At 48.4% G+C, this 21,206-nt stretch carries 32 protein-coding genes, 1 tRNA gene and 1 pseudogene; 31 read left to right on the top strand and 3 right to left on the bottom strand.

All coding sequences use genetic code 11. The features are described 5' to 3' along the window. The 21 genes and pseudogenes from H627_RS20340 to H627_RS0109225 all read left to right on the top strand — a co-directional run. Positions 1-189 (top strand): annotated as a pseudogene (locus H627_RS20340) (hypothetical protein); the annotation flags it as partial. 38 nt (positions 190-227) lie between these two features. Beyond that, a complete protein-coding gene (locus H627_RS17740; RefSeq protein WP_051225323.1) occupies positions 228-1,007 on the top strand; it encodes an AAA family ATPase in 780 nt (259 codons plus the stop codon). Further along, complete coding sequence (locus H627_RS0109320) at positions 916-2,298, top strand: DEAD/DEAH box helicase (protein WP_027828743.1); 1,383 nt, start codon at positions 916-918, stop codon at positions 2,296-2,298. Before H627_RS17740 ends, H627_RS0109320 begins: the two co-directional genes overlap by 92 nt. Further along, the gene (locus H627_RS0109315) at positions 2,295-3,005 is read left to right on the top strand and encodes a hypothetical protein (protein ID WP_152319332.1); all 711 of its coding nucleotides are present in this window, start codon (positions 2,295-2,297) and stop codon (positions 3,003-3,005) included. The genes H627_RS0109320 and H627_RS0109315 overlap by 4 nt, the downstream gene beginning before the upstream one ends. Next, positions 3,005-3,556 (top strand): DUF669 domain-containing protein, encoded by a 552-nt coding sequence (locus H627_RS0109310; RefSeq protein WP_027828741.1) that lies wholly within the window; start codon positions 3,005-3,007, stop codon positions 3,554-3,556. Before H627_RS0109315 ends, H627_RS0109310 begins: the two co-directional genes overlap by 1 nt. A 14-nt stretch (positions 3,557-3,570) precedes the next feature. After that, the gene (locus H627_RS0109305) at positions 3,571-5,874 is read left to right on the top strand and encodes a phage/plasmid primase, P4 family (RefSeq protein ID WP_027828740.1); all 2,304 of its coding nucleotides are present in this window, start codon (positions 3,571-3,573) and stop codon (positions 5,872-5,874) included. Between the two features lie 300 nt (positions 5,875-6,174). Continuing rightward, complete coding sequence (locus H627_RS0109300) at positions 6,175-6,459, top strand: VRR-NUC domain-containing protein (protein WP_035440506.1); 285 nt, start codon at positions 6,175-6,177, stop codon at positions 6,457-6,459. A 172-nt stretch (positions 6,460-6,631) separates the two neighbouring features. Beyond that, positions 6,632-7,054 (top strand): dUTP diphosphatase, encoded by a 423-nt coding sequence (gene dut / locus H627_RS0109290; protein ID WP_027828738.1) that lies wholly within the window; start codon positions 6,632-6,634, stop codon positions 7,052-7,054. 1 nt (position 7,055) lies between these two features. Continuing rightward, positions 7,056-7,568 carry a hypothetical protein gene (locus tag H627_RS0109285; protein ID WP_027828737.1) on the top strand — a complete coding sequence of 171 codons (513 nt, stop codon included), beginning with the start codon at positions 7,056-7,058 and terminating at the stop codon, positions 7,566-7,568. Beyond that, positions 7,565-8,056, top strand: coding sequence for a DUF1642 domain-containing protein (locus H627_RS0109280; RefSeq protein ID WP_027828736.1), 492 nt, complete (start codon positions 7,565-7,567; stop codon positions 8,054-8,056). The genes H627_RS0109285 and H627_RS0109280 overlap by 4 nt, the downstream gene beginning before the upstream one ends. Beyond that, a complete protein-coding gene (locus tag H627_RS0109275; RefSeq protein WP_027828735.1) occupies positions 8,046-8,417 on the top strand; it encodes a hypothetical protein in 372 nt (123 codons plus the stop codon). The genes H627_RS0109280 and H627_RS0109275 overlap by 11 nt, the downstream gene beginning before the upstream one ends. After that, complete coding sequence (locus tag H627_RS17735; protein ID WP_035440504.1) at positions 8,414-8,887, top strand: DNA N-6-adenine-methyltransferase; 474 nt, start codon at positions 8,414-8,416, stop codon at positions 8,885-8,887. The genes H627_RS0109275 and H627_RS17735 overlap by 4 nt, the downstream gene beginning before the upstream one ends. After that, complete coding sequence (locus H627_RS0109265) at positions 8,884-9,237, top strand: YopX family protein (protein WP_027828734.1); 354 nt, start codon at positions 8,884-8,886, stop codon at positions 9,235-9,237. Before H627_RS17735 ends, H627_RS0109265 begins: the two co-directional genes overlap by 4 nt. After that, positions 9,230-9,472: a hypothetical protein gene (locus H627_RS0109260; RefSeq protein WP_027828733.1), complete on the top strand. Its 243-nt coding sequence runs from the start codon at positions 9,230-9,232 to the stop codon at positions 9,470-9,472. Before H627_RS0109265 ends, H627_RS0109260 begins: the two co-directional genes overlap by 8 nt. A 170-nt stretch (positions 9,473-9,642) precedes the next feature. After that, positions 9,643-9,903: a hypothetical protein gene (locus tag H627_RS17730; protein WP_152319330.1), complete on the top strand. Its 261-nt coding sequence runs from the start codon at positions 9,643-9,645 to the stop codon at positions 9,901-9,903. A gap of 14 nt (positions 9,904-9,917) precedes the next feature. After that, positions 9,918-10,202 carry a hypothetical protein gene (locus tag H627_RS0109245; RefSeq protein ID WP_027828732.1) on the top strand — a complete coding sequence of 95 codons (285 nt, stop codon included), beginning with the start codon at positions 9,918-9,920 and terminating at the stop codon, positions 10,200-10,202. Between the two features lie 7 nt (positions 10,203-10,209). Further along, positions 10,210-10,665, top strand: a complete 456-nt coding sequence (locus tag H627_RS0109240; RefSeq protein WP_027828731.1) for a DUF722 domain-containing protein — start codon at positions 10,210-10,212, stop codon at positions 10,663-10,665. Positions 10,666-10,944: 279 nt separating this feature from the next. Then, a tRNA-Glu gene (locus H627_RS0109235) sits at positions 10,945-11,016 on the top strand. Positions 11,017-11,035: 19 nt separating this feature from the next. Beyond that, positions 11,036-11,230, top strand: a complete 195-nt coding sequence (locus tag H627_RS20920; RefSeq protein WP_373880565.1) for a hypothetical protein — start codon at positions 11,036-11,038, stop codon at positions 11,228-11,230. A gap of 160 nt (positions 11,231-11,390) precedes the next feature. Further along, a complete protein-coding gene (locus H627_RS19705; RefSeq protein ID WP_027828730.1) occupies positions 11,391-11,711 on the top strand; it encodes an HNH endonuclease in 321 nt (106 codons plus the stop codon). After that, positions 11,705-11,956: a hypothetical protein gene (locus tag H627_RS0109225; RefSeq protein WP_027828729.1), complete on the top strand. Its 252-nt coding sequence runs from the start codon at positions 11,705-11,707 to the stop codon at positions 11,954-11,956. Before H627_RS19705 ends, H627_RS0109225 begins: the two co-directional genes overlap by 7 nt. Positions 11,957-12,393: 437 nt before the next feature. Here the strand turns inward: H627_RS0109225 and H627_RS0109220 are convergent, their stop codons facing one another. The 3 genes from H627_RS0109220 to H627_RS0109210 all read right to left on the bottom strand — a co-directional run bounded on the left by H627_RS0109220 (position 12,394) and on the right by H627_RS0109210 (position 13,314). Next, positions 12,394-12,591 carry a hypothetical protein gene (locus tag H627_RS0109220; protein ID WP_027828728.1) on the bottom strand — a complete coding sequence of 66 codons (198 nt, stop codon included), beginning with the start codon at positions 12,589-12,591 and terminating at the stop codon, positions 12,394-12,396. Between the two features lie 105 nt (positions 12,592-12,696). Further along, positions 12,697-13,008 carry a hypothetical protein gene (locus H627_RS0109215; protein WP_027828727.1) on the bottom strand — a complete coding sequence of 104 codons (312 nt, stop codon included), beginning with the start codon at positions 13,006-13,008 and terminating at the stop codon, positions 12,697-12,699. A gap of 87 nt (positions 13,009-13,095) precedes the next feature. Further along, positions 13,096-13,314, bottom strand: a complete 219-nt coding sequence (locus H627_RS0109210) for a hypothetical protein (RefSeq protein ID WP_027828726.1) — start codon at positions 13,312-13,314, stop codon at positions 13,096-13,098. A gap of 195 nt (positions 13,315-13,509) precedes the next feature. Between H627_RS0109210 and H627_RS19280 the strand changes: the two genes are divergently transcribed. The 10 genes from H627_RS19280 (at position 13,510) to H627_RS0109155 (ending at position 21,193) form a co-directional block, all read left to right on the top strand. Then, positions 13,510-13,845: a helix-turn-helix domain-containing protein gene (locus H627_RS19280; RefSeq protein WP_051225322.1), complete on the top strand. Its 336-nt coding sequence runs from the start codon at positions 13,510-13,512 to the stop codon at positions 13,843-13,845. A 27-nt stretch (positions 13,846-13,872) separates the two neighbouring features. Further along, complete coding sequence (locus tag H627_RS20665) at positions 13,873-14,490, top strand: hypothetical protein (protein WP_235808927.1); 618 nt, start codon at positions 13,873-13,875, stop codon at positions 14,488-14,490. Then, the gene (locus tag H627_RS0109190; RefSeq protein ID WP_035440498.1) at positions 14,487-16,172 is read left to right on the top strand and encodes a terminase large subunit domain-containing protein; all 1,686 of its coding nucleotides are present in this window, start codon (positions 14,487-14,489) and stop codon (positions 16,170-16,172) included. The genes H627_RS20665 and H627_RS0109190 overlap by 4 nt, the downstream gene beginning before the upstream one ends. Positions 16,173-16,191: 19 nt before the next feature. Further along, positions 16,192-17,409: a phage portal protein gene (locus tag H627_RS0109185; RefSeq protein ID WP_027828722.1), complete on the top strand. Its 1,218-nt coding sequence runs from the start codon at positions 16,192-16,194 to the stop codon at positions 17,407-17,409. Further along, positions 17,366-18,397 carry a head maturation protease, ClpP-related gene (locus H627_RS19275; protein WP_051225321.1) on the top strand — a complete coding sequence of 344 codons (1,032 nt, stop codon included), beginning with the start codon at positions 17,366-17,368 and terminating at the stop codon, positions 18,395-18,397. The genes H627_RS0109185 and H627_RS19275 overlap by 44 nt, the downstream gene beginning before the upstream one ends. Beyond that, on the top strand, positions 18,387-19,589 hold the full coding sequence (locus H627_RS0109175; protein ID WP_027828721.1) for a phage major capsid protein: 1,203 nt from the start codon (positions 18,387-18,389) through the stop codon (positions 19,587-19,589). The genes H627_RS19275 and H627_RS0109175 overlap by 11 nt, the downstream gene beginning before the upstream one ends. A gap of 76 nt (positions 19,590-19,665) precedes the next feature. After that, positions 19,666-19,962, top strand: coding sequence for a phage head-tail connector protein (locus H627_RS0109170; protein ID WP_027828720.1), 297 nt, complete (start codon positions 19,666-19,668; stop codon positions 19,960-19,962). Then, positions 19,955-20,389, top strand: a complete 435-nt coding sequence (locus H627_RS17715) for a hypothetical protein (RefSeq protein ID WP_051225320.1) — start codon at positions 19,955-19,957, stop codon at positions 20,387-20,389. The genes H627_RS0109170 and H627_RS17715 overlap by 8 nt, the downstream gene beginning before the upstream one ends. Continuing rightward, positions 20,376-20,810, top strand: coding sequence for a hypothetical protein (locus H627_RS0109160; RefSeq protein WP_027828719.1), 435 nt, complete (start codon positions 20,376-20,378; stop codon positions 20,808-20,810). The genes H627_RS17715 and H627_RS0109160 overlap by 14 nt, the downstream gene beginning before the upstream one ends. Beyond that, positions 20,807-21,193 (top strand): hypothetical protein, encoded by a 387-nt coding sequence (locus H627_RS0109155; RefSeq protein ID WP_027828718.1) that lies wholly within the window; start codon positions 20,807-20,809, stop codon positions 21,191-21,193. The genes H627_RS0109160 and H627_RS0109155 overlap by 4 nt, the downstream gene beginning before the upstream one ends. Positions 21,194-21,206: the final 13 nt, after the last annotated feature.

The following is a 21,206-nucleotide window of genomic DNA, read 5'->3' as shown; positions in this document are numbered from 1 at the left end:
GCAGCCATTGACGCCCTGCACCAAAAAAAGGTCGGTGAGCAAGTGGTGGACACGGAAACCGGTGAGGTCATGGACGCCGTGCCCGATAAGTACAGCTATGTGATTGAAGTATCTGATGTCACGCCGTATGAAATGGCCGCTCTCACATCCTACATGACTGCGAACGATATGTCCTGGACGGTGAAGTAATGCCGCTGATGGAAACTGATCCGATAAGGAGGATATAAATGGCAATTGACATTGTAAAGGCTGCTGATTTGAAGCGAGCCAAGGATTGGCGAGTGATTCTGTACAGCAAGCCAGGAGTTGGCAAGACTTCATCGGTGAAGTTCATGCGCGGCCGGACATTGGTGCTGGACCTTGACGATTCAAGCCGAGTCCTGGCAGGCCAGCCAAACATTGATGTTGTTAAGTTTGACCGCGTTCATCCCGAAGAATTTTGGATAGATTTCCTCAAGCAGGCTAAGGAGCTGACTGCAGGGTATGACAACTTGGTCGTGGATAACGTGACCAGTTTTGAACGCGATTGGTTCGTGGAAAAGGGTCGTAACTCAAAGAACGGCATCTCCAACGAAATCCAGGACTACGGCCAATGGACAAACTACTTTGCCCGAATCATGACCAGTATCTACATGCTAAACAACGTTAATATCTTAACAACAGCCTGGGAGACTCAACAGCAAATTACTACCGATGAAGGTCAGACGTTTAACCAATATGCACCTGCTATCCGGGATTCCGTCCGAGATGGTCTGCTGGGCTTGGCAGACGTGGTTGGTCGGATGGTTGTTAATCCTAAGACTGGCGGCCGTGGAGTGATCTTACAAGGCTCAGACGGTATCTATGCCAAGAACCGCTTGGATAATCGCACGTTGGTGTCCATTGAAGACCTGTTCAAGTTTGGAAGTGAAAAGCATGACGTACCAACTCCACCCGTACCAAACGGAACTGGTGAACAAGACCCGGCAAAGTCTGGCGACAGGCCACAAAGCGGTACTAATAGTTAGTCCAGCCGGTTCTGGTAAGTCAGTGGTCATTGCTGAGATTGCTCGCATGGCGACTGAGAAGGGCGGACACGTGATGTTTATGGTTCACCGGCGGGAGTTAGTGGAGCAAATCATGCAGACGTTCATCGCAGATGACATTAACCTACAGCATTGCACGATCATGACGGTGGGCAAGATTGTCCATCGTATGGATCGACTGCCAAAACCAAGCCTGATCATCTGTGACGAATCACACCATGCACTAGCTAAGACCTATCAACGGATATTTAACTACTATTCCGACGTGCCAAGGTTGGGCTTTACTGCCACACCGTGGAGAATGAGCGGACGGGGGTTTGAATCCGTCTATGACGACATGGTTGTCGGCCCAGAAGTTCAGTGGCTGATTGAGAACCATTATCTGGCCGACTACACGTACTATGCTCCGACGCTGATTGAGACCGACAAATTGAAACGTTCTTCCACGGGTGATTTCACACAGGCATCAATGAGTGACGCCATCAAGGAACCCAAAATATTCGGAGACGTGTTGGCCCATTACAAACGCCTCGCGGAAGGACGGCAAGCCATTGTCTACGCTCACTCTGTGGAAGCCAGTATGCAGGTGGCAGAGATGTTCAAAGCCGCAGGTATCTCAGCGGCTCACGCCGATGCTAAAACGCCCCAGAGAGAGCGAGACAGCATCATGCGGGACTTCAAGGCTGGCAAAATACGGATTCTCTGCAACGTTGATCTGATTTCAGAAGGATTCAACGTCCCAGATGTTGGTGTAATTATCATGCTGCGACCGACGGAATCGCTGGTGCTCTATATCCAACAAGCCATGCGTGGGATGAGATACGAGCCCGACAAACATGCAATCATCATTGACCATGTGGGAAACGTAATACGATTTGGACCACCGAGAATGCCACGCGCTGACCAGTGGACACTTGATGATCGGAACAAGAAAAAACGCGGCGGCACGCCAGGACCGGCAATCAAGACTTGCCCGAAGTGTTTTGCCATTGTGCCAGCCGCTACCGTTGTCTGCAAGTTGTGCGGTTATGTCTGGGAAACGGCAGAAGCCGAGGACCTGGAGGTTGATGAAACAGCCAAGCTGAACAAGCTGGATGAGAGCCGGTTTATCGTGACGGACTACGAAAACATCCAATGGGCCAGGAAAGAACCGAAGGATGCAAAGACACCCAAGGAAATGTATAAGATTGCAGCCGCGCGCGGATACAAACCAGGTTGGGCATACCACCAGATAATAGCGCGGGGATGGGTTACAGAAAGGAAGAGAGCATGATGCGTGGCGTAAGTCATAGAGACAAATGGTGGACGGCGCAATATCAGAATTTAAGAAATGGAATTCCAAAACAAATCGCATATTTTCCTGACAGCGATCCGAATTCTGAGAAATTGGCACAAGCCCAACGTAAAAAGTGGGAGGAAGAATTCGGTACACCAAGCAGCAGCAACCGCCGGAAAAATTATGCAGGATACAAGAAGGGCGACTTCATTGTACTTGGTGATACTGGGAAAACAGAACAGAAGCAGCAAATTGTGCTAGTGCAAAATGTTCATACGGATGAAATCTTTGAAGTTCCAATTCAGCGATTCAGAATGGGGCGTTGGACAGGAAAAACAATTCGCGAAGGAAGGACCAACAACAAAACGGTTGGTGTTTCTATGAGTAATGGAAGGTGGTCAGCGGGAATAACTATCGAAGGCCGTTACTATCATCTGGGTGTGTTTGAAAGCTCAAGTGAGGGTGCAAAAGCATATAACAATGCGCTTCATAATTGGCTTACGAATGGAGAACGTCCTAAACCCGTAGACGTGCCAAGAGCAACCAATACGACCGGCGAAAAGTATATCCAATATCGGCCGAAAAGAAAAGGGACACCATGGTTGTTTGAAAAAATAACTGGTGGTAATAGAATCACTCGATATTTTCACGATTTTCACGATGCAATTCAATTTCGAGATAAATATTTAGGAGGAATTAACTAATGGCATTTTTAACAACTGACTACTCTAACAACACAAGCGGCAACTATGGTCCGATTCCGCAAGGCGAATATGAAATGGTGATCGCAGCTGCACATGAAGACGCGACCAAGAACGGGTCAGAATACCTGGACATTCAATTCACGGTTCGCAATGACCTGGATGCAGCGCTGCCGGAAACCAACGGCAAATACCACAATCGGCACGTGTGGATGCCGAACTGGAAGCGGAAGGCTACTGGCCTGTACGACATGAACCAACTGCAATATATTCTGGAAGCAGTCGGCGTACCAGAAGGCACACCCATCGATACGATTCAGGACTTCTGCAATGTGCTGTACCACAAGCCAGTCAAAGTCTACGTCAAGGTTCAGCATGACGAATACGACAATACAGATAAGAACACAGCTGCGCCGTGGAGCGTCAAGCCGACGGACTATCCGAAACTGGCACACACATTCAAGGAAGATAAGGATAAACCGGCCACTAAACAGAGTGCGCCTGCTGTCAATCCGGGACCGACTAACATTAATGACGACGATCTGCCGTTTTAGACGGAGGAATGAATATGTATGAAAAAATTCCCGAGGAGCTTAAGCCCCTAGCCCAATGGGGGCTGTATAAGCTGATCTGGAAGCCTGAGAAGAATAAGTATACAAAGATACCCTATTCAGCATTAACTGGCTCTAAAGCCAGCTCTACGGCGCCAGAGGACTGGACAACGTTCGATAAGGCAATGGAAGGGTTGGAACGGTATTCGCTAGACGGTCTCGGCTTCTTCTTTGCCAACGGATACGTTGGCGTGGATGTGGATCACATCGGAGATGACTTGGACCGTTGGGAGGCAGGAAACACAGACGACAACTTGGCGTATGAGTTTGTCTCAAGCTTACAGTCGTATACGGAGAAGTCTGTGTCCGGCGAAGGCATCCACATCCTGATTAAGGGTGATCTGCCTGGCTCACGACGGCGTAAGGGAAACATCGAAATGTACCAGTCAGGCCGGTTTTTCGCGATGACGGGCAACCGGATTGGGATATTCGATAACATCAACCACAATGCTGAAGAAGGTCTGACGAAACTCTATCGGAAATATCTGGAGCCGAAGCAGGTAATCCAGTTGCATCCACAGAGACTCCAGTTATCAAATGATCTAAGCCAGGATGAAATTGTCGCTAAAATGCTGGCAAGCAAGACTGGACCACGGAGCAAGCTGCTATTAGATGGCGGTTGGGAAAAGTTTTATACTTCTCACTCAGAGGCAGACTTGGCATTTGCCAACGACCTGGCGTTTTGGACCGGCCGAGACTTCAAAAAGATGGATGCCATTTTTCGGCAGTCTTCGCTGATGCGCGATAAGTGGGATGAGAAACACGGCAAGACCACCTATGGCGTCGCCACACTGAACAAGGCCATCAATGAAGTCCAAGACGTCTACAACCCAGCAAACGAGCGGCTGAAGTACAATTTTGGTTTCATGCATGAAACTAACGCGAAGAAGCCAAAGACTTTTCCTCCACACACCTGGGATGACACCGGGAACGCAGATCGGTTCAACGACCGGTTCGGTAGTCTGGCACGGTACAGCTATATCGACAAGGCTTGGTACATTTACAACGGTTCTTTCTGGGAGCTGGACCAGCGTGGACTGTTGCCCTCGATGGTAGATGCAGTAGTTGCTGACTTAAAGAACGAGAAAATCACGCCACCAGCAGACATTAAGCCGGAAGAGATTCAGCAGAAATGGGCAGCATTTATGAAGAAGTCTCGGATGAATGCGTCCAAGAAAGCCATGATGAACGAAATTCAGCACCGTTTACCGGTGTTGCCGGAAGAATTTGACCGCGACAAAATGCTGTTCAACACGGCCAATGGATACATTGATTTGACCAACGGCAGCCTCCACGACCACGACATTAAGAAGATGTTTTCCAAGCAAGGCGATGTGGAGTATTCCGACACGATGGATTGCCCGGAGTGGCTGGCGTTTCTGGACCAGACCTTCAACGGTGATCAGGAGCTTATCGAATACCTGCAAAAGGCCATCGGATACTCGCTCACTGGGTCCACAGAGGAACAGGTTATGTTCATCCTATACGGCTCGGGTCGCAATGGCAAGTCAGTGTTTATGGACGTGTTGAAACATGTGGCCGGAAGCTATGCCCGATCCATGCAGGCTAAGTCCATCATGGTTCAGCAGACCAGCAGTGCCGCCAACTCAGACATCGCCCGATTGAAGGGCGCACGGCTAGTCACAGCCAGTGAACCGAACGAAGGCGTCCGGCTGGATGAAGGACTGGTTAAGGAATTAACTGGTGGCGATACGGTTACGGCCCGATTCTTATACGGATCAGAGTTTGAATTCCATCCAGAATTCAAACTTTGGCTGGCAACTAACCACAAACCGATCATCCGGGGAACCGATGATGGTATCTGGCGGCGGCTCATGCTGATCCCGTTCACGGTCCAGGTGCCGAAAGAGAAGGTTGATAAGCGGCTCCAATACAAGCTGGAACGTGAATCGGTCGGCATCTTGAACTGGGCGGTGGATGGCGCTTTGAAGTGGCAGCGAGAGGGATTGGAACCGCCAGAGAGTGTTAAGCGTGCGAGCAAGGAATACCGGGATGAGATGGATGTGCTGGAATTGTTCATCAGCGACTGTTGCGACAAGGGACCTGATTATCAGGCACCAGCCGGTGAATTGTTCAAACGTTATCAGGCTTGGGCAGACGAAACTGGCGAGTACAAAATGGCAAAGCAAAAGTTCGGTGCTCAGATGAAGCAGAAATTCTCAACAAAGAAAAACAGTGGGATTTTCTACTTGGGTATCCGTCTGAAATTGGACGAGCGATTTAACTGGATGCGAAATTAGTGTTTACGGGAGGACCTACGGGAGGATAAAAAAACCGTCAAACCCTTACGGCTGTATGCTTTTAACCTTTATTTTTCTTTACGGGAGGATAAAAGAGAAAAAGTATATAAGATGACAACGAATAAAGTATATGCCTGAAAGACTTTTTTTCGGAATATCCTCCCGTTCCTCCCGTGACGATTTCAAACTGTTGTGGGAGTAAGGACGAAGACAATATTATGGTCTCCCGTTTAATCCTCCCGTAGCACTGTGGAGGTGAAACCAACGACACAACCGGAACACGAAATTCAGACCGACATTATGCTGGCAGTCAGCAAACACAGATGTACGATCATCCGCACCAATGTGGGCAACGTCAGAACAGCAGACGGAAGAACTTTTTCTGCCGGTCCACCGAAAGGATGGCCGGACCTAACCGGATTTCGCCATAGCGATGGCAAACTGATCCTGATTGAAGTGAAAACAAAGAATGGCAGGCTGCGGCCTGATCAAGAACGATTTAAGGCGTTTATCGAGAGCAAACCGGTACTGTACGGTGTCGCCCGCTCTGTGGAAGACGCACTAAAAATTATTGAAGGAGACTGAAGATGACATACCACATCGGAGAGAACGTCCGCTACGTAGGACCGATGCCAAGATTCAAGGGGAAGCGAGGCCAGGTTATCGAAAAAGGATCAGGCCGTTGGGATTGGACTGTTGCGATAACGGACGAAGGAATTGTCAACGCAACTAACGAAGACTTGGAGGCATCTATTTGATGGAACGACATTTTGAACGAATCGACGGGTATACTGGCCCAATGCCCAAACGGGCAACTGCGTATTCTGCCGGATACGACATTGCAGCAGCAAAAACGGTGGTCATTAAGCCCGGCAAGATTGCACTGATCCCGACGGGTATCAAGGTGAAACTTGGCCACTATGAATATTTGGAGCTGGTTTCTCGATCATCATTGCCACGCAAGCGACAATTGGTAATGCCGAACAGCATCGGAATAATCGACAGTGACTACTATCCAAACGAAATCATGGGTCAATTCTGGAACATCAGTCAGGCGCCAGTCATCATCAATGCCGGCTACCGCATCATGCAGGGCATTTTCCGCAGTTACCTGTTGACCGACGACGATATGGCCACAGGCGCTCGCAGTGGCGGTTTTGGCAGCACAGGGGGTAATTGATATGGCTAGACTATCAGAACATCCAGAACTGATGGAGAAAATCATTAAGCTGGAAAAGGAACGCGCACCACGAGACGATCCACGGTGGGGGGGAATCAATGTAGCAATTAATAAAAAAGAGCCGCGTAAGAATAAAAAAACGTCTGCAAGCAAAGCAAAGAAATCTGATCATTCGGAAAAAATTGATTATGTTAGAAGCCAAATTCTTCATGGCTTTTCATCATACGAAATTGCTGATATTTCGGGTATCTCACAGTCCTGGATAAACAAGTTGATGCATGACGCGCATATCAGCCGACCACCGATTGCACACTTTCGTCTGTACAATTTTGAAACCGATGAAGTACGGTACCTGGAAACTCTGGCTGAGGTAATTAAGCTTTTCAAGCTTTCGGCTTTTAGGCTGGGACTGGACAAGCAGAACACAGTATTTACAGGGGATTGGGCGATCAATCGTGGACGCTGGTACCAAGATAAATATGGCAAGTGGAACAGAACGGAGGACGAAAAATGAGCGAAGAAAAACTGTATGCGGTTAAGAACGACAAAGGCGAATACTGGTTTACGGTGAGCAAAGAGAATGCCGAAAATGAGGCTAAAGATCATGGCGGCCACGTTGTCACGCTCGTTGAGGAACCAAAAAAGGCAGTCCTAACAAAGGAACAAGCCGAAACCGTTAAAAGTGCACATGGTTCTAAGTGGCCAGCATTATTGATTGATAATGATGCTAGTGGCAGCAAGCACGAAGAAGAGTTGCTGATGAACGCTTATGTCAACGGCTACACCGTGGAAAAGGATAAGAAATACAACGTCAAGGTGCCGTATGCAGATTATACGTGGTATCTAAAAACTCCTGATGGAAAACTTGATACCATATTTGTAAAAGGATTATCTAAAGGATTTGGTGGATACCCAGATGGAATTGAGCTCACTAATGATGATATTGAGAAATTTGGCTTGCAAGACTGCGAGAAAGAAGAGGTGACTGACGATGAGCAATGAGACGAAGCAGGACGTGTTCGATGAAGTACGCCGCGTGGCGTTACAGGACGAAACATTGTTGAGGACGGCTAATATTCATGTACTACTTAAACAGGATGAAGAATGGCGCTCTCGTTATGACGCCGCATTGCCAGATAATATGCCGGTGATCCCCAAGGAAATCGGAGAGTACATCGAACGGCAGAAACAGGGATCAACATTAAGACCAGCGATTATTGACGCCACAGATTTTCACGCAGTCGATGATGAGGAAGCCGATTGGATATTCTACCATTCTGAGACTTTTGCCCGTGCCTGGTTGCTAGGTGTCTGGCGCGTTGATGAAACCGGTGAAATCGTGAAAATGGAGGAGAAGAAATGAGTGACTTTTTAAAGCCAGGTGGTGCAGCGCTAACGAGTAATAAGGACGATTGGGAAACACCACAAGCGTTTTTCGAGAGTTTGAATGCAAAGTATCATTTTGCTATTGACCTGGCAGCCAGCAAGGATAACGCGAAATGTGATCGGTATTTCAGCGTTGCTGATGATTCGTTATTGCAAGACTGGTCTGATGATTTCGGTGGGGCAATGTATCTGAACCCGCCATATGGACGCCATATCGGAGATTGGGTAAAGAAAGCCTATGAAACTTCGTTACGGGTGAACGTTCCTATTGTGCTGTTGATACCAGCAAGAACGGACACCAGCTATTGGCACGATTACATTTTTGGAAAGGCAAGCATCAAGTTTATTCGTGGCCGTCTTAAATTTGAGCAAAATGGAATGGCTGGTGGCCCTGCACCGTTTCCTAGTGCAATCATCGTATACAACGGAGATGGGGCGGAGAAATGAAACGTGAGATTAAGTTTCGAGCATGGAATGGGCATAATATGTTTAACAACATCCAAGTTGGTGCTATGTATCTAGGCGATTTAATTGCTGATCCACAGTGGCATTTGATGCAGTACACCAATTTCAAAGACAAGAACGGGCGAGAAATATACGAATGCGATGTCTTAGATATTGGCCTTAGAAATCAAGACGGTAAACCAGTAATGGCACCAGTTAGCTACCAAGCATATGCCGCTGGATATGTGCTTGACAATGGTGGCAATGGAATATGGCAACGATTAACAGAAAATTGCGAGGTCGTCGGGAATATTTATGAAAACCCGGATTTACTGGAGGCGCAGCATGACTGAAACGGTACAGGACGTGTTTGATGACGTGTGGAAACATTACTTGGGGCTTGCTTATAACAGTGACAGCAATAGTCTTATTGGCCCTCCGGGGATGGCAGGCGATATATGTGATGCGCCGGAACGATTTGCAGCTGCACTCGCCGCTGAAAAGGGGTCAAAATCGACCCGTTTAGCCGACAAGCAAAAAAACTGCCGATACTGCCCGATGTGTGGCCGTCGATTGGAGGAAAAATAAACGCCAAGAGGTAATCACATGCCAAAGATGATCCATTCCAAGTACGGCTATGAGCCGCCAGAATATGTTAAGGCGGACGCCGAACTAGAGAAATGGCTGAAGAAAGAGAAAGAAAAAGGCCGCAACGGCAAATGACTGAGGCCTTTAATCTTACACAGGAGGTAATGACAGTGCATCACTACATTACGAAGTATTGGGATAACGGCAAGCATTACGCCGAGTCGTGGATTCAGATTAATATGTTTGGCCGGTCTTATTGCTTTTCAAAGCGGCGTGTTATGATCAGTACAGAGGAAAGAAAACTAGGAAATGACAAAATGGAGAACATGGTGGTGGGTAACAATATGACTATCATGGGGCCGTCTGGGCTTGCTACCATTAGTGGTGGTGAAGTGCTATGCGTTGATCATTTCAGAATTGAAAACCACTAAAGGAGAAAATATCAATGCGTGAGCGTAAACTGAAATACTTTAAGAAACTGCTGCTAAACGGGGCACCGTCTGTGTTGGGTTTTATCGGGGCGCTTATTGCATCACAGCTGTTGATCAGAATTGCGTTCGTGATTTTTGCGATTGGTGTGTACGTGTTTATTTCATACACACAGGCAGCGGCGATGATTGATAACGACAATTTTCACGAGAGAATCGGAGCGTCGATTGAAGGATTGAAACGAGCTGGCCTAGTTCCCAAGTCAATTAGGGTTAATGGGAAGCCAATTGATAAGGAGTAGTGGTACATTGGAAGAACTGTCGAAGAAGAAACTCGCCGCTTTAGATGAACTGTTTGAGGATTTCCAGACTGTAAATCACCAGATTGCCGAAAAAACTTATGAGATTGATCATCCGTGGACACAATCAGATCAGAACATTGGCGGCGGGCGTTCATCTGCAATATCACGGCCCCAAGAAGCAATTTTGCAACGGCGGGAATCCAACAAACGGCTGCAATACTTGATTAGTTTGCGGGACGACTGCAACCGGGCAATTGACAGATTTGACGAAGAGCAACGCCAAATTTTCGATTTGCGATACTGCTCATCCAATTACTACGACTGGGATACAGTGGGCGACTTGATTGGTTATGCCCATTCTCAGATTTACCGGAAGCGATATGCCATGCTTTGGCTACTAGCTGAGGAGCGCGGAATGGTCTCACGCAAAGATGGTACTAGAAACGCTGTTAGTCCCAGGTGAAAAAAATTATTATGATAGTATGGTCTTTGACCATAAGGGGTAATTCACCCCACAAAAAGATAATTGCGATACCGACAAACTATGAATATTGATTCACCCCTGGAATCATTTTAAAAGAGCGGTGCACCGATTATCTGGCGGGCTTTGGCCCGTCTACATATATGAGTGATGGAGTGACGTATTAGGATCGTCACCGAGGGCCTCTTAGCGCAAGAGGAACAAGCTGCCACTTCCCGGGATGTGGTTACATGATGGGGCTGACGTCTCGCCCGTCAATTTGCGAATGTAGTTCAGTGGTAGAGCAACAGGTTTTCCAACCTGTGGATGTAGGTTCGACTCCAACCATTCGCTTTTCTCCATTTTCTCCTTTATGAAGCCGCTAGTGGTAGGCGGCTTTTTTAATACGCGGAGGTGGGTTTATTGGAGCAGATACAGCAAGAACGTTGGTCTGTTTGGAAGTTCAAGCGCAGCCATAAGATCATTGGGTTTGAAGCAGCAAAGCGTGTCAGCCTGTATTCACGGAGGACAAAAAACACATCGTGGTTTCCAATTTAGATATGCATAAGACCCCCGGCAGAGCAGAAACTAAAGCCCCCCGTATAACAAGCATGCTTGTTTCATCCGCTACAAAAGAAGCATGCTTGTTTCTGCTGGTGGTCATAAAAGAAGCATGCTTGTTTGGCCGGACAAAAACCAAGCATGCTTTTCCGAGGTGATTCAGATTGTTGCCTGATGTATCAACACACTCTAAGAGGGCAGAGTTTTACAACTCATCAGCATGGCGTAAGCTGCGTCAATCGGTATTGCAACGTGATAACTATGAGTGCCAATGGTGCAAGGCTGCTGGTCGAGTGACCACAGATGCAATTTTGGAAGTGGATCATATCAAGCCGCTTGAACAGTTTCCAGAGCTTGCAATGGACCCGGATAATTTACGGACGCTTTGCAAAGACTGCCACAACAAGCGGCATCACCGCATGAATTACCGAACACAGCCGACACGCAAGCAATTCAAAAACAAATGGGAGGCAGACGAACGATGGTAGTTAAGACAGAAAAGCAGCTTCGGAAAGCAGGATTCAAAATTGCCAAGCGGTCAAAAATTTACTACGTGGTGATGATGACAACGCACAGCGGCATTGTAACGCCACACCGCGTTTTCACTGATGCGTACAGCGCACAGGCACTTTCTCAGCGACTTAATTTGCAAGCAACGGATGGCTACTTTGCTGATCGCGACATGGATAAGCTAAGCCGTTTTTACGTGGTCAAAGCGCTGCCGGGCAACTGATTTTTTCTGCTGGTAAAATTTTGTGAACGTCACACACGGCTGAAAATCTAGAAGCAAATTTCAGCGTTTGAAAATTTTTCACCGAAAAAAATCTGCCGGCGATTTTTTTTGCCGGTGCTGTTATTTTTTGCCGGTGCACGGGCCTGAAAATCTAGACGCAATTTTCATTACGCAAGCGGGCGGACGCAATATAATTGGACAACTTATAAAAAGTTAGTAGCCGTTTTTTTTAATGGCCTAAAAGAAGCGTTCACACCGATCCACTCGGACGGCTCACACCGATCACCTCAGGACGCTCACGGTGATCACCTCAGGATGCTCGCGGTGATCACCTCAGGCTGCTCACACTGGATCGCTCAGGACGCTCACACTGGATCGCCTCAGTTTCTTAAGGGTAAAAAAACAGCCCGCGCGTGGCGGGCTAGTGGTCCAAGCAGTTAGAAAAACATGTTTCGCAGCCAGAACAATGATTGACCGGCCCCGATTATAACCCGGCCGAACGGTTTAGCGACGCCGCCAACTTGCCAGTACAGAACGTGTCCGGCGGTGTTTAGGGCGGCGCCTAAAGTAGTGTGGAGGAAAAACACAACGGCTACAACGGCCGCGATAGCGATCGAAATTTTCAGTTTTTTCATGGTAAAATACCAGCTTTCATTTCATTTTTGGATCAATGCCCGGCACGTCCTTGCAAACGTGCGGCCGGCTTTTTACCGGGCGGGAGGTGGTTATTTTTTTTACTCCTATCGGACAGCTTCGATAGTTTCGACGCCGTCTATATAAGTCACCTTGCCGGGTAGTACCTTGCCAGGGATCCACGCGGGTACGTCGGCGGCGTCGGTGATCAATTCGATTTCAGTGCCGCGCAAGGCAACCCAGCCGGCGCCTAGCTCGCCGGCGATGATGGCGACGGTTTCTTCTAAGTTGTTGGTGTAAGTTACACCGTCATCGATGGATACAGGCCATAAGATCCAAGCATCTTGATCGGGGTCGAATTCTAAACACCCGTATTCCTTGCCACCGAGTTCCAAGTTGTAAGTCTTAAATTTTGTCATGTTTGTTTCCTCCTGTTTTTGTTTTTTGGATCAATGCCCGGCGGCCCACTTGCAAGGCCGCGGCGGCTAGTTCCGCCCGGGTTGGTGCTAAAATTCTACGGCGTTGGGGTTCCACGCTTTCAGAGAGTGAGTGATTTCGTACGCGTCGTTAAATACTTCGCGCAGGGAAATAAAACCATCTGGTTCCAGTACATCGTAGTAGTCCCGTTCGGTGACAAGACGTGCCATTTCCTGGCTTTCTTTTGTTCCGGTGTACCGTTCGTGCACCATTTCCGGCGTGATTTTTACTAACATTGGTGTTTGCATTTTTGTTTCCTCCTTGTACGTTTCATCGTGGTACGTACTTACAAGAGTACGAACTTGGTGTATAATGATAGCAAGTTCAGCGGGGTTTCTCGTACCGCCGTCCCTTACGATTAATAATATATCATGATTGTACGAGGAACACAACAAAAAACTTGCGAAAATACGATAAATAACAAAAGAAAGTTGGAAACTTGCATGGTTACTACATTAGATAACATTAAGCACTTTGCGGAATTACGCGGCTTGACGCTTGCAAGTGTGGCGGAACGGGCGGGCTTAAGTTCGGGCGCTATATATCGTTGGGAAACAGCGCAACCGCGCGCTGTCACATTGGATAAGGTGGCGCACGTGCTAGGCGTCAGCAGCAGCCAGCTGCTGGCTGGTAGCAAGGGCGCGGGAAAAACGACAGCGGGCGACAGTGAACCGCTTGATTTGGCGCCACTGATTAATAGCGGGCGGCCGTTACTATACAACCGCCGGCCATTGGATCACACTGACCGCGAACTATTGCGGCGGGTGCTGGATCACTAAACAACAATGCCATCCATTTAATAGGTAGTGACGTTCACCGATACACATCAATACCAACGGCGGCGCGGCACAACGACGGCCAACGACGCTGCAGCCGGCAGAGGCTCACCGCTGATCAACAACGGCGCGCGAACGGCGCCAACGAACGACACTAAAATAACGCGAAAAACAGCGAAAAAAAACACTTCCAAAATTTTGGAAGTGTTATTTTTTTGGATAAGCCCCCCCGGTAGAAACGTTGATTTACCGGCGTTTTGGGGAACCGGTGGGTGGGGGTCAACTTCCGCAAAAAAGAAGAAAAAAATACGCATGAGAGGGGGTGAGGAAATAATGGATATACCAAATATGAAGGAAGAACTGATGAAGCAAGTGAATCCAGAGTCTGCAATTGCTATGGAGAAGGTAGACCGATACTTATCTTTGGCTGAGCTGTATAAGAAACTGCAAGAAGTGGCAATGAAGCAGCCAATGATCGTCATCAAGAACGGAAAACAGGAATACACCAAGACCAACCCGGCATTAACCGATATTAATCGGATTAATGGGGCGCTAATCGCTTTAGGACGGGACATGGGATTGACTTCTCCTCCCTCACCCGGCGTGGACAAAGGCAAGGCTGGCTATAATGCAGGTGATTTGACGTGAGTTATGTGACAGATTATCTGAAATTGTATGATGACGGCAAGGTAGTTTGGAATAAAGAACGCATTCAGCTTGCCGAGTATGTTAGAAAGAACATTCTTGACAATGACGAGTTGTACTTTGACGAACGTAAAATAGATAACTTCGTCGGGTTTACTGAAAAATGGTTTTTCCCGCTCCAACCATTTCAGAAGTTTCTTGCGTCGTTCGTTTTTCTGTACCGCAAAGCAGATGATACGGCATTCTACCGAGACTTCCTGTGGATGATGGGTCGAGGTGCTGGGAAGAACGGTCTTATATCGGCAATCTCAGCATTTCTAATCTCGGAATTGAATGGGGTACAGGCATATGACGGATCAATTGTCGCCAACTCGGAAGATCAGGCCAAGACATCGGTTGTGGAAGTCTCCAACGTTGTCCACTCTCACCCCGATCCACTGGAACGGGCGTTTTATGCCACAAGTACGCTGGTCCGGTCTAGAGCAACGAACTCGGTACTGAAATATCGGACCAGTAACGGCAACACCAAGGACGGTCTGCGTGATGGGTTTGTGATATTCGATGAAATCCACGAATACCATGATGCCAGCAACGTCAACGTCCACATTTCAGGGCTGGGCAAGAAATTGCCACCGCGAGTTTTCTACATTGGGACCGATGGATATGTTCGGGACGGGTTTATCGACAAACTGAAAGCACGAGCAGCACGCGTACTGGAAGGCAAGGCCCAACCGGACTTAATTTTCCCGTGGATTTGTAAAATCGACGAAGAAGATGAAGCTGATGATCCAAAAATGTGGGAAAAAGCCAACCCGATGCTGTCTAAGCCGCTCACGCCATATGCCAAGGGATTGTACAAGGAAATTGAGCGTCAATTTAACGAATTGAGTGAAAACCCATCTGGTAAGGAAGAATTTATGACTAAGCGGATGGATTATCCATCACAGAGTCAGGAATCTTCTGTGGCGCCATGGGAAGAAATCGCGGCGACTAACCAGCCAATCCCGGATAACATTGAAGGGCGGCAGGCAATCGGTTCGGTGGACTTCGCGACGACGAGGGACTTCATGGCAGCAGCGGTGACGGTAAAATATGGTGATAAGCTGGTCACGATGGAACACCAATGGGCAACCAAGGTGTTTGTTGATCGCCAGTACCAGTATTCTCGCAAGGATTATGGTGAAGCCAAGCCAAACCAGAGGTTACACATCCCAATAGCTGACTGGGAGGAAAAAGGGCTATTGACAATCGTCAGAGCGCCTATTTTAGACCCAAAGGATGCATTGAACTGGATGGGTGAGATGCGGCAGCGCTTCAACATCGTGGAAGTAGTTATGGATAACTACCGGGCATCGATCATGCGGGCGATGTTTGAGGAGGCCAGCTTTGAGGTAAGTATTATCCGCAACCCGACGGCAATTGACGGGCTATTAGCAACAGTCATTGACAACGGGTTTCCGAATCGGCGTTTCATTTGGGGCGATAACCCACTGCTGAGGTGGAATACAAACAACGTGCTGGTCAAAATTGATGGCCGAGGGAATAAGCAGTACCTAAAGAAGGAAGAAATCAGGCGAAAGACAGATGGCTTCAAGGCATTTGAGTACACGCTATATTCCATTGACAAGATTTCCGATCAGGACGTGTCTGGCTCGTTGGACATGTTGGCCGGGCTGAACTTTTAGCAGAAAGGAGGTGAAGTGATTGAGTGTTTTTAAGAACATTTGGGACCTAGTAACCCAGCGTCAGGACACGTCGTTTATGTTTGACGCCGATATGTGGGAGCCAGACCTGCAGCGGGCTTATCTGAAACGTATGGCGATAGATACCAATGTGAATTTCATTGCCCGGTCATTTACTCAGTCAGAATTCAAGGTGATGGACGGAAAGAAGTCTGATCGCAATAGTGAGTTGTACTACCGACTTAATGTGCGGCCAAATGCCAACCAATCAAGCTCCCAGTTCTGGTATGATTTCATCTACAAACTCATTTACAATAATGAAGTGCTGGTCATCCAGAGCGACACCGGAGACTTACTAATTGCTGACAGTTTTGTCCACAACCAATACGCACTATATCCGGACACGTTTTCCGGGGTGACGATTGGCACGTACACGTATGATCGGACGTTCAGCATGAACGATGTACTGTACATCAAGTTTGCTAACTCGCGGTTAGAGGACTATGTAGCATCGCTATTCGGCGACTATGGCAAACTCATGGGCCGCATGATTGAAGTGGCAATGCGTAACCGACAAGTCCGGGCAGTCGTCCACGTTGGTGCAATGGCAGGACTAAGTGACGAGGAAAAACAGAAGAAAGTCCAAAATTATCTGGATAGTGTCTACCGGGCATTCCAGGACAAGTCTGTGGCAATTGTGCCAGAAACAAATGGGTTAGAGTACGACGAGAAGAACCCCGGCGGTGAAACTCGGGGTACATCACCACTTGATGAAGTGAGCGATATAAAAACTCAATTTATCGATGACGTAGCGTTGATTCTCAGCATTCCGCCAGCGTTGCTGCACGGAAACAATGCTGAGATTAGCCAGAATAAGCAGTCATACATTGACTTCTGCTTGCGACCGCTGATGTACCGGATCAGAGATGAGATGAATGCCAAGTTTTTCTCGCCGGACGAATTCCAGAATGGGAAACACGTCGAAATCATTGGTCTGGATAAGCAGAACATCGTGGATGTGGCTACAGCGATTGATAAGTTGCGGGCTGCCACAGTGCTGAACGGTGACGAAGCCCGTGGGCTGCTTGGTTATGATCCAACGGGATTACCAGAAATGCAGGAGTATTACGTGACGAAAAATTATCAGAGTGCAGCACCAAACGCCAAGGGCGTTGATAACAACATGAAGGGAGGTGATGACAACGAAAACGATGAACGTCAAGGGAACAATCGTGAATGATGACATGGGGCCGGTATACGACTTCTTCAAAAAATCAGCGACATATCCTAGTAAATTTATGAGTGAGTTGCCGGAAGACAACAGCGATATTGAGGTAAACATTAACTCTGGTGGCGGGATCGTGGATGCAGGGTCTGAGATTTACACAGCACTGCGCAACTATCCGGGTCACGTCAAGGTGAACGTTGTTGGCCAAGCGGCTTCTGCGGCTTCCATCATTGCGATGGCTGGCGATGAGGTAGTGATGTCACCAGTAGCACAAATGATGATCCACAACGTATCGGCGGACAAGTTTGGTGATGATCGGGACCACGAGCACGTGGCAAAATTGCTGAAAAGCATGAACCAGTCGCTTGCAAGTGCCTATTCCGCGAAGACCGGATTAGATCAGTCGGAAGTGTTGAAAATGATGAATGACGAAACTTGGCTGAATGCTAAGCAAGCAGTTGAGAAGCACTTTGCAGATTCAATCATGTTCGATGAAGACCAGGATGCTGCAAAGGTATTACTCACTGCGTCAGCAGACACGGATGGCATGTTGAGTCTGGCTGCTTTACAGGCTGGTCGTGAAGCAATGCTGAACGCTCAGCCGAGCAAACCCACACCGCCATCTCTCGCCGCTAAAATTAGTGGGGGGACGACGACGGTTACAGGAACGGCTAAGCCGAACGCCTACATCAAGGCCGACAACAAGGACGGTAAGCAGGTGGCCGAAAGTAAGGCCGACGATGCCGGCAAGGTCAGCTTTACGATTAAAGGGCTGAAGGCTGGCGATGAGCTGCGGATCACTCAAACTGATGGCGATAATGGCACCAGCAAGCCGGCGGTAATTACTGTTAGTGAGGATGAACAATCCAGTGCACAGTCGAGCACTGAACTGTTAGCTCAAATCGAAGAACTGAAAGAACAAATCAAGAAATCTAAAGAGTCTGCCGAGTGGCACGACTTCTTTTTCAATGCTCAAGGAGGGCAATTAAATGACGATTAAATTCGGTGACGATAATGTGAAGTTCGTCAACTTTGAAGCAAAGCAAAAGGCTTATGCCGAGCTCGCTAAGAAGGGCGGAGATGCCGACGCACAATCTGCTGCGTTCGGCGAAATGATGAATGCACTGTCTGGCGATTCTATGGACTTCATCAAGAAACAGGTCGACTTAAAGACTGAGGACTTCCTGAAGGCCAAGGCTGACGACCAGACGCTGACTCAACAAGAGATTAAGTTCTACAACGATATTAAGACGGATACCGACACCAAGAGCAAGGAATCCGTTGATGTATTGGTGCCGAAGTCAATTGTGGATCGCATTTTTGACGGCATGACTCAGGCTCATCCACTGTTGGGTGTTATCGGCCTTCAGAACAACGGTGTGCGCCTGAAGTTCTTGAAGTCCAGCCAGTCCGGAGTTGCCGTTTGGGGCGACTTCATGGGCGAAATCAAGGGCCAACTGGATGCCAAGTTCGGCAAGGAAGAGGCCATGCAGAACAAGCTGACCGGCTTTGTTGTGCTGCCTAATGACTTGCTGGATTATGGTCCTAGCTATCTTAAGACTTACGTCATCACTCAGTTGCGGGAAGCCTTTGCGGTTGCGGCGGAACAAGCATTTCTGTTGGGCGATGGCGCGCACAAGCCTGTCGGTCTTAATCGGGATTTGACAAAGGGTACTGCCGATGTAGACGGCGTAGTAACGTATGCTGAAAAGGCATCCGCTGGTACGTTGACATTTGGCGATTCTAAGACGGCAGCCATGGAGATTGCTAAGGCAATCAAGGCACTGTCTGTGGATGTTAATGGCAAGCCGGTAGTTGCTTCTGGCAACACCATTTTTGTCATGTCACCCGGCGATCACTTAATGGTTGAAGCTCAGTTTGCCATCCAGAATCAGAACGGGCAGTTCGTTACAAGCTATCCGTTTGGCATCACCATTGTGGAATCAGTATATCAACCGGATAACAAGGTGACGGTGTTTGTCAAGGGCCGTTACGATGCGTTCCAAGGCGGGGACATGAAGATTGCCCAGTTTGACCAAACTCTGGCGATGCAGGATGCCACTCTGTGGACTGCTAAGCAATTCTTCTACGGCAAGGCCCGGGACAACAATTCTTCTGCGGTATATGACTTGAACCTGACTGCACCGGGTACGACACCCGCTGCACCGACCACCAAGCCGGCGTCAAAATAGTATCCCCGTCGGCGGTAAAATCGGCTTCCGATAATGGCGGGGCCAGTATTTCAGCCGAGTAGCGGAGGTGATGTAAATGGCTGAATCGCTAATTACAGACGAAATGGTGGCCGAATTCAAGGCACACATGCACATCACCCACAGCCGAGAGGACCCGTATCTGCGGGGATTGCTGGAAACGTCGGCAGCGGCGGTCATGGCGATCACTAACGACAAGGCTTTGACCGATAAGCGGGTGGTTGAGCTAGTCTATCAGCGGGCACGGTACGCGTATAACGATCAATTGGAATGGTTTGATGCCAACTTCCAATCTATGCTGATGAATCTGGCAATTGAGAACTACGAGGGGGTGCCGGACCAAGACAATGAGTAAAGGCAAGCAGGCAGCATACGTTAATTACTATTCTGGTGCGCCGACGTTCAAAAAGAAGAAAACCGGATCGGGTGATTTACGAATCCCGGTGGACTTTATGGAACTGACGCCAAATGCAGATGGTGAACCGGGCGACATGCCAACGAAAATGGTGTTCTCCACTTATGCTCAAGTCTACGCACCAAGCCAGAAGGACACGCTCATTCTCTCTACTCATGACCGTACTGAAGGCGTGACGATTCGGATTCGGGACACACGCGGTGAGTTTCTGCCGACAGTGGATAAGCACGCTGTTTATATTGACGATTATCGGTACAAGGACAAGATTTGGGACATTACCGATGTGCGTTTGGACTTTTCAGACGACAGTTTCCTGGTATTAGTCCTGAGCAACCCCCAGGGTGGTGATTCCGATGGTGCTGCATGATACCCGGATTACCGGGATGGACGAAACGTTGGCAAAGATGAGAGCTAAGTTCTCACCGGGGCGCTTGTCTCGATACGAAAACGCAGCACTCAATAAGGCTGCCGAATACGTTGAAGAAGAGCTAAAAAAGTCAGTCGGAACCTACAGTTACGTCAACAGCCGAACCGGAGCAACTGGTGAAACGAAGATTGAAGTGGCTGCTGGTAAAGCACGCATGCGTGGCAGCGTCCGGTCGGTGAACATCGGCTGGAAGGGTGGCGCGATGGAACGCTGGCGATTAGTCCACTTGAATGAGTTCGGCTATACGCGCTGGCATAAAACCTATTCGCCGAAGGGCATGGGTAAAATTCAGGCCACTTATGACGCCATCAAACAACCAGCAATGAACATTCAGCGAGAGGAGCTGAAGAAACTCCTATGAAAGACATGCTCGATATTATGTATGGAGCTATTCGGGCTCACCCGCGGCTGGCTGAGCTGGCCGGGGATCGTATTTATAAATATGATTTTCCACAGTCTGCAAATCATCAGTCTTTACGGATCGTCATTACACCACTTGGCCCACCAGAGGGGAGCACAGGTGGCAGCGACGACGTATTGGCTTGGCAATTTACTTACCAGGTCAATGTAGAGGGTCCAAACAGAAAAGAACTGAAGGAAGCCCAACATTACGTGCAGCAAGTGATGGCGGGCTATTTGTTTGCCCAGATGACTGGTGGGCTGGATGAACAGCTGGGCAACGGCTGGTCCGTCGATGCCCGAAGGTACCGGGGTAACACTAAAATTTACGACACGGATTATTAGAGAGGAGTCAATT

This window comes from Schleiferilactobacillus harbinensis DSM 16991 (assembly GCF_000425885.1).
GTDB classification, from domain to species: Bacteria; Bacillota; Bacilli; order Lactobacillales; family Lactobacillaceae; genus Schleiferilactobacillus; species Schleiferilactobacillus harbinensis.
This window is presented reverse-complemented; position numbering and strand designations above follow the sequence as displayed.

What these genes read in the sequence shown, in the direction of transcription:
- H627_RS0109305 (WP_027828740.1), top strand. Translation starts at nt 3,571, where the DNA reads ATGTATGAAAAAATTCCCGAGGAGCTTAAGCCCCTAGCCCAATGGGGG.
- H627_RS17740 (WP_051225323.1), top strand. Translation starts at nt 228, where the DNA reads ATGGCAATTGACATTGTAAAGGCTGCTGATTTGAAGCGAGCCAAGGAT.
- H627_RS0109300 (WP_035440506.1), top strand. Translation starts at nt 6,175, where the DNA reads ATGCTGGCAGTCAGCAAACACAGATGTACGATCATCCGCACCAATGTG.
- H627_RS0109275 (WP_027828735.1), top strand. Translation starts at nt 8,046, where the DNA reads ATGAGCAATGAGACGAAGCAGGACGTGTTCGATGAAGTACGCCGCGTG.
- H627_RS0109260 (WP_027828733.1), top strand. Translation starts at nt 9,230, where the DNA reads ATGACTGAAACGGTACAGGACGTGTTTGATGACGTGTGGAAACATTAC.
- H627_RS0109175 (WP_027828721.1), top strand. Translation starts at nt 18,387, where the DNA reads ATGACGATTAAATTCGGTGACGATAATGTGAAGTTCGTCAACTTTGAA.
- H627_RS0109160 (WP_027828719.1), top strand. Translation starts at nt 20,376, where the DNA reads ATGGTGCTGCATGATACCCGGATTACCGGGATGGACGAAACGTTGGCA.
- H627_RS17735 (WP_035440504.1), top strand. Translation starts at nt 8,414, where the DNA reads ATGAGTGACTTTTTAAAGCCAGGTGGTGCAGCGCTAACGAGTAATAAG.
- H627_RS0109320 (WP_027828743.1), top strand. Translation starts at nt 916, where the DNA reads ATGACGTACCAACTCCACCCGTACCAAACGGAACTGGTGAACAAGACC.
- H627_RS0109215 (WP_027828727.1), bottom strand. Translation starts at nt 13,008, where the DNA reads ATGACAAAATTTAAGACTTACAACTTGGAACTCGGTGGCAAGGAATAC.
- H627_RS17715 (WP_051225320.1), top strand. Translation starts at nt 19,955, where the DNA reads ATGAGTAAAGGCAAGCAGGCAGCATACGTTAATTACTATTCTGGTGCG.
- dut (WP_027828738.1), top strand. Translation starts at nt 6,632, where the DNA reads ATGGAACGACATTTTGAACGAATCGACGGGTATACTGGCCCAATGCCC.
- H627_RS0109315 (WP_152319332.1), top strand. Translation starts at nt 2,295, where the DNA reads ATGATGCGTGGCGTAAGTCATAGAGACAAATGGTGGACGGCGCAATAT.
- H627_RS0109170 (WP_027828720.1), top strand. Translation starts at nt 19,666, where the DNA reads ATGGCTGAATCGCTAATTACAGACGAAATGGTGGCCGAATTCAAGGCA.
- H627_RS0109280 (WP_027828736.1), top strand. Translation starts at nt 7,565, where the DNA reads ATGAGCGAAGAAAAACTGTATGCGGTTAAGAACGACAAAGGCGAATAC.
- H627_RS0109265 (WP_027828734.1), top strand. Translation starts at nt 8,884, where the DNA reads ATGAAACGTGAGATTAAGTTTCGAGCATGGAATGGGCATAATATGTTT.
- H627_RS0109225 (WP_027828729.1), top strand. Translation starts at nt 11,705, where the DNA reads ATGGTAGTTAAGACAGAAAAGCAGCTTCGGAAAGCAGGATTCAAAATT.
- H627_RS0109310 (WP_027828741.1), top strand. Translation starts at nt 3,005, where the DNA reads ATGGCATTTTTAACAACTGACTACTCTAACAACACAAGCGGCAACTAT.
- H627_RS20920 (WP_373880565.1), top strand. Translation starts at nt 11,036, where the DNA reads ATGAAGCCGCTAGTGGTAGGCGGCTTTTTTAATACGCGGAGGTGGGTT.
- H627_RS0109245 (WP_027828732.1), top strand. Translation starts at nt 9,918, where the DNA reads ATGCGTGAGCGTAAACTGAAATACTTTAAGAAACTGCTGCTAAACGGG.
- H627_RS0109155 (WP_027828718.1), top strand. Translation starts at nt 20,807, where the DNA reads ATGAAAGACATGCTCGATATTATGTATGGAGCTATTCGGGCTCACCCG.
- H627_RS0109220 (WP_027828728.1), bottom strand. Translation starts at nt 12,591, where the DNA reads ATGAAAAAACTGAAAATTTCGATCGCTATCGCGGCCGTTGTAGCCGTT.
- H627_RS0109210 (WP_027828726.1), bottom strand. Translation starts at nt 13,314, where the DNA reads ATGCAAACACCAATGTTAGTAAAAATCACGCCGGAAATGGTGCACGAA.
- H627_RS0109285 (WP_027828737.1), top strand. Translation starts at nt 7,056, where the DNA reads ATGGCTAGACTATCAGAACATCCAGAACTGATGGAGAAAATCATTAAG.
- H627_RS19275 (WP_051225321.1), top strand. Translation starts at nt 17,366, where the DNA reads ATGACAACGAAAACGATGAACGTCAAGGGAACAATCGTGAATGATGAC.
- H627_RS19280 (WP_051225322.1), top strand. Translation starts at nt 13,510, where the DNA reads ATGGTTACTACATTAGATAACATTAAGCACTTTGCGGAATTACGCGGC.